5 protein-coding genes are annotated in these 5101 nt (G+C 44.9%); all 5 read left to right on the top strand.

Features of this window, described 5'->3' with window-relative positions:
• Positions 1 to 558: 558 nt before the first annotated feature.
• The 5 genes from DWX65_RS15235 (at position 559) to DWX65_RS14665 (ending at position 4823) form a co-directional block, all read left to right on the top strand.
• The gene (locus DWX65_RS15235; protein WP_007885225.1) at positions 559 to 720 is read left to right on the top strand and encodes a hypothetical protein; all 162 of its coding nucleotides are present in this window, start codon (positions 559 to 561) and stop codon (positions 718 to 720) included.
• A 4-nt stretch (positions 721 to 724) separates the two neighbouring features.
• On the top strand, positions 725 to 1045 hold the full coding sequence (locus DWX65_RS14685) for a MobC family plasmid mobilization relaxosome protein (RefSeq protein ID WP_009256578.1): 321 nt from the start codon (positions 725 to 727) through the stop codon (positions 1043 to 1045).
• Positions 1006 to 2115 (top strand): relaxase/mobilization nuclease domain-containing protein, encoded by a 1110-nt coding sequence (locus DWX65_RS14680; protein ID WP_118173740.1) that lies wholly within the window; start codon positions 1006 to 1008, stop codon positions 2113 to 2115. Before DWX65_RS14685 ends, DWX65_RS14680 begins: the two co-directional genes overlap by 40 nt.
• A 386-nt stretch (positions 2116 to 2501) precedes the next feature.
• Positions 2502 to 2993 carry a nucleotidyltransferase domain-containing protein gene (locus DWX65_RS14670; RefSeq protein ID WP_009263190.1) on the top strand — a complete coding sequence of 164 codons (492 nt, stop codon included), beginning with the start codon at positions 2502 to 2504 and terminating at the stop codon, positions 2991 to 2993.
• 411 nt (positions 2994 to 3404) lie between these two features.
• Positions 3405 to 4823, top strand: coding sequence for a repa (locus DWX65_RS14665; protein ID WP_118173739.1), 1419 nt, complete (start codon positions 3405 to 3407; stop codon positions 4821 to 4823).
• The last annotated feature ends 278 nt before the right edge of the window (positions 4824 to 5101 follow it).

Raw genomic sequence — 5101 nt, 5'->3', positions numbered from 1 at the left:
CCATAGTGGCAGAAATGCCACAAGAAGCCATTTCCCCTTGTTTATTATCAAAGCCATAAGGAAAAGAGTGTCAAGGGCGGTCATAGACCGCAGCGTTTACCCTTGATACTCTTTTTTGTTGGCTATAATGCCGGAGGGGAAAACGGCTGTCCGTCCGTTCCGTTACTTCCCCCTGTGCTTCATTGTCCGTTCCGGCGGAAGAAAGTAAAGGGTGGTCTGCGACCATTTTTTATCTGCTGTACTCGCTGATCGGCAAGCCGAAGCTCATACTGCAGATAAAAAACAAGCCCTTGACTTTCTTCCACCTACACTTCCAAAGTCGCCCAAGAGGAAGTAAGCTCCACTATATTCTTGGCAGAATATACGCACGAATATATCCGCTTGATATAGGGTGTCTATCATGCTATAATATGTGTAGCGGATATATTGCAAGTTCCCTAAAGTGTTACCACTTTAGAACTTGTGAGGGTGGCAAGCCCCCCTTCAATCCCCCTTTTAAACGAGCCGGAAGGCTCATAATATGACGGTGGTAGCACCGAAGAAAGAGAGGTCAAAGGCATGAAAAAAGATATGGATAAAATTCAGTTTGAGTACAGATACGAGGTGCAGGAGCTGATGAAAGTAATTGATAAATATGTAAAACAGAACCCGGCAGAAAAGGAAAATAAGACGCTGGAGCGTTTCTTTGACTTACTTGATGTCATGGATATGGAGTGGTAAGGGCATGAACAAGACAAGACCAAAGCAGTTATCATTCCGAGTAAGTGAAGAAGAATACCAGCAGTTGCAGGAGAAGATTTCAGAGAGTGGAAAGAACCAGCAGGAGTATATCCTTTCCTGTGTGCTGGAGAAGCAGATCGTGAATACGGACGGTATCAAAGAACTTATCCCGGAACTGAAACGGATAGGGAACAACCTCAACCAAATAGCAAAGAGGTGTAATGAGGGGGGAATGTTGCCGAGTGAAGCGGAAGTGCGGAAGCATGGAGAGGAGCTGAACAAAGTATGGCAGTCATTAAGGCGGTATCTTCAAAGGCGGGCATAGGGCACGCAATAGATTATGTGACGAAAAAAGAAAAGACAGAGGAGAAGCTTGTCAGCGGTCTGCATTGTGAGCCGGAGACGGTCAAGGAGGAAATGCAAGCCACAAAGGAGCTGTGGGGCAAGACGGACGGAAGAACCTATAAGCATTATGTGCAATCCTACCATGAGGACGAGGAAATAACCCCGGAGCAGGTTCACAAGAACGCTGTCGAGCTGGCAGAGCATACAAAGGCATGGAAAGGGCATGAAGTTCTGATAGCCACGCATATAGACAAGGGGCATATACACACGCACTTTATTGTCAATTCCGTAAATTATGAGAACGGTCATAAGCTCCAATGGAGTAAGCACGACCTTAAAGACTTAAAGGAACGGTGCAACGAGCAGAGCTGGGAACAGGGCTTGCATGTGCCGGAGAAAGGAAAGACATTTGCTGGAGAAGTCCGGGAAGAAACGGTGGCATGGAGCAAAGACACCTACCAGCTTTTGAAACAGGCAGAGCAGGGAAAGGTCAAAAGCTATGTGCAGGATATTGCCCTTGCGGTGCTGGATTGTAAGGAAACAGCGACCAGCCGGGAAACCTTTATCCGGCTGATGAATGAAAGAGGGTACGGGGTGGACTGGCAGGACAGCCACAAGTACATCACATATACCGACTTAGCCAGGGAACAGGCAGGAGAAAAGGCTTGTAAAATCAGGGATAACAAGCTGGAAAAATACTACAATATGGATTTTGGAAAGGAGAGTATGGAGCATGAGTTTGAGAGAAATGCACGAACAGCAGAAGCAGAGCAGTCCAAGAGAGCAGCTTCAAGAGTTAAACCGACAGAGCCGGACAGAGCTGGAAAACAGTCTGCTCAAAGAAGCGTTGGCGATGTCGAGCGAGAACTGCGAGGAATTGATGAAGCAGTCAAATCAAGAACAAGTGAGGGCAGAGCAGAACAGGCAGAGAGACGCAGAGCAGAACAGGAAGCTCATCAGCGAGCTGAAGCAGAGCGTAGAGCTGCTGAAGAACAGCAACGAATTGCTTCAAGACGCTATATCGGGCGAGATTGGGAGCCTGAAAGATGAGGTTAAGGAAAACACCGTCCAAGAGGTTAGAAAGGCGTTACAGGCGAATATAGAGGCTATACAGAGGGCTACAAAGCTTCTTGAGAAGCAGTCTGATACACTTACGAGCGTGATGAAGCAGAAGATCCGGGAGCTTGAGGAAAGTAAGAACAGTTTTTTTAGATATGAGGGCTTGAAGTTGTACCTGTTTTGGGGCGGTATGGTCTGCAATATTTTAGTGTTTCTTATGCTGTTGTATGGTATGATTAGTAAGTAAAAAGAAATCGATAAATTAGAATTTTAAAAAGGAGTGTGATGACCATGATTTTTGATTTTGAGCCTTGGCAATTAGATATTGATATTGACTTAACTAAACAATTATATAGAAGTTGTAAAGGAGACTTTGTATGGGTAGAAAAGAAATAACAACAAAAGAAGATTTAATGAAAGTAATAGAATTATTCGAAAATACTGGAATTACATACTGGTTGGATGGCGGATGGGGTGTAGATATTTTAGCTGGTAAACAAACAAGAATTCATAGAGATATAGATATAAATTTTGATGCTCAACATACGGAAAAATTGTTAAATGTGCTTTTGAATCTGGGCTATAAAATTGATACAGACTGGAAACCGGTTAGAATAGAGTTATATAGTGATGAACTTGGTTACTTAGACATTCACCCGTTCGTTTTAAATGAGGACGGAACTTCAAAACAAGCTGATTTAGAGGGTGGATGGTATGAGTTTGAAAAAGATTACTTTGGTAGTGTTTTTTTTGAAGGCAAAACAATTCCTTGTATATCTTTAAAAGGCCAAAAAGTTTTCCATTCAGGTTATGAATTAAGAGATAAAGATAAGCATGATATTTCAATTCTTGAAAGTTTATCAAAATAACATCGCTGTAATTTCTAAGATAAATTGCAGTTTGTCGGTACGAAGAAAAAGGTGCAAAAATGTATTGATAAGATTAGCGGTCAAGGCGAGAGGGAGTGAGGTGTAGATATTGACATCAAAAAGGCACTCCCTTATACTTGAGAGAAAAAGGTAAAAAAAGCTCATTGATAAGATTAGCGGTCAAGGCGAGAGGGAGTGAGGTGAAGATATTGACACTCAAAAGGCACTCCCTTATACTCGACGGAAAAAGGTAAAAAAAACTCATTGATAGATTAGCGGTCAAGGCGAGAGGGAGTGAGGTGTAGATATTGACACTCAAAAGGAACTCCCTGATACTTGACGGAAAAAGGGAAAAAAAACTCATTGATAAGATTAGCGGTCAGGGCGAGAGGGGGGGAGGTGCAAAAGACTATGGCAAAATACACCAAAAGGAGAGATAAAAGAGGGTATGAGTGGAAGTCTGCTTATCGGGAGAAAGAAGCCCTTATGTTGGAGAGGGGATACCCGGAAGTAAGTCCTCATGATTTCTATCGGGAGTTGTTTCCGGCTGGCAGTCTCCAGCAAGAGCCGGAGGACGGAAAAGGTAATATTATAGCGACACAGATTAGACCGTCTGGCAAAGGAAGAACCCGGCAGGGGGTAATTGATGATAGTCTGAAAATGCTGGATAAGGTCATAGGAGATAGGTTTGGGCTGATACCGCCTATTAGTTTTTACGGAAAGTCACACACGAAAGAGAACGCTCATGAGCTGTTTGCGGTGGTGGTGGACGTGGATTATGTAGGCAAACAGCAGTTAAAGAACCTGTTGAAGCAGTTTGGGAATGGTGTGCAGCTTCGTCCGACTTATCTTGTCAGCTCCGGCAAGGGGGTACATCTTTACTATTTCTTGCAGGAGCCGGTTCAGTTGTATCGAAAGCGGGAAGAAGAGCTTGCGGAGCTGAAAGAAGCCTTTATCCGGCGGCTATGGAATGATACCAGCTCTATCCGTCCGGACAGCCCGGATATAACCGGAATTTATCAAGGTTTCCGGTGTGTGGGGAGTCAGTCGAAGCTGGGTGCAGATTTCCCAGTAAAAGCCTATAAGCTGTCAGAGAACCGTTACACGCTGGAGGACATAAAAGCCAGCATACCGAGCTGTAAGGTAGACCTTGCTCCGTTGTACGAGAAGCCGAGAAGAAAAAGTACCGTTACGCTGGAAGAAGCAAAGGAGCTGTACCCGGAATGGTATGAGAAGCGGATCGTGCAGGGAGAGCCGAAGCAGAAAAGTAAGAAGCAGGGCGGTACGTGGGTATGTAACGAAGCTTTATATGAGTGGTGGAAACGGAAAATAACCGAGGAAGTGAAAGCCGGAGGGCGTTACTTTTCTATTATGGCGTTGTGCTCTTATGGCTTGAAGTGTGGCATATCCGAGCAGAAGATACGGAGAGACGCCTATGCGTTCCTGGACCATTTAGAGAGCCTTACCGAGGACGAGGACAACCATTTCAGCCGGGCAGATGTGAAAGACGCTCTTCGGGCATTGAAAGGGGACAGAAAAAGGCTGTCAACGATAGCAAGCCGGGAATGGATAGAGGACAACACAAAGGTTACGATACCAGCAAATAAGCGGAATTACAGAAAGCAAAAAGACCATGTAAAGGTTATGAATACTATGAAAGCTTTAAAAAAGCAGTTAGGAGAAGAAGTAAAAGAGGGTAGACCAAAAGGGAGTGGAACAGCGGAGCAGACAGTCAGAGAATGGCAGGAGAGCCACCCAGCAGGAAAGAAAGCGGACTGCATTCGAGAGACAGGATTGAGCAAGCCCACCGTTTACAAGTGGTGGAAGTAGGGCATACTTGAAATGCCGAAAGGCATATGCTATAATGCCAGTAGGCAAGAAAGACGAAAGTGCTCATTGTGGCACGCAAAAAGCCCCGGAGGTCGCAACTCCGGGGCTTTTCTATTCCGTTGTGGCAAGGTGGCTTATTCCTTAGGCTGGCTACCGCCTATTTATCTCCGTCCAGCCATTTGCAGATGTAGTAGGCGACTACACTTGCCAAGACAGAGAGTAAGAAAGACGAAAATATACTCATGGTGGCACACCCCCTTTCTGTACCTGTATAGGGG

The organism is Roseburia sp. AF20-18LB (assembly GCF_003461185.1).
In the GTDB taxonomy this organism is placed as follows: domain Bacteria; phylum Bacillota; class Clostridia; order Lachnospirales; family Lachnospiraceae; genus Roseburia_C; species Roseburia_C amylophila.
The sequence above is the reverse complement of the archived record's forward strand: the minus strand, read 5'-3'. Positions and strand labels throughout refer to the sequence as shown.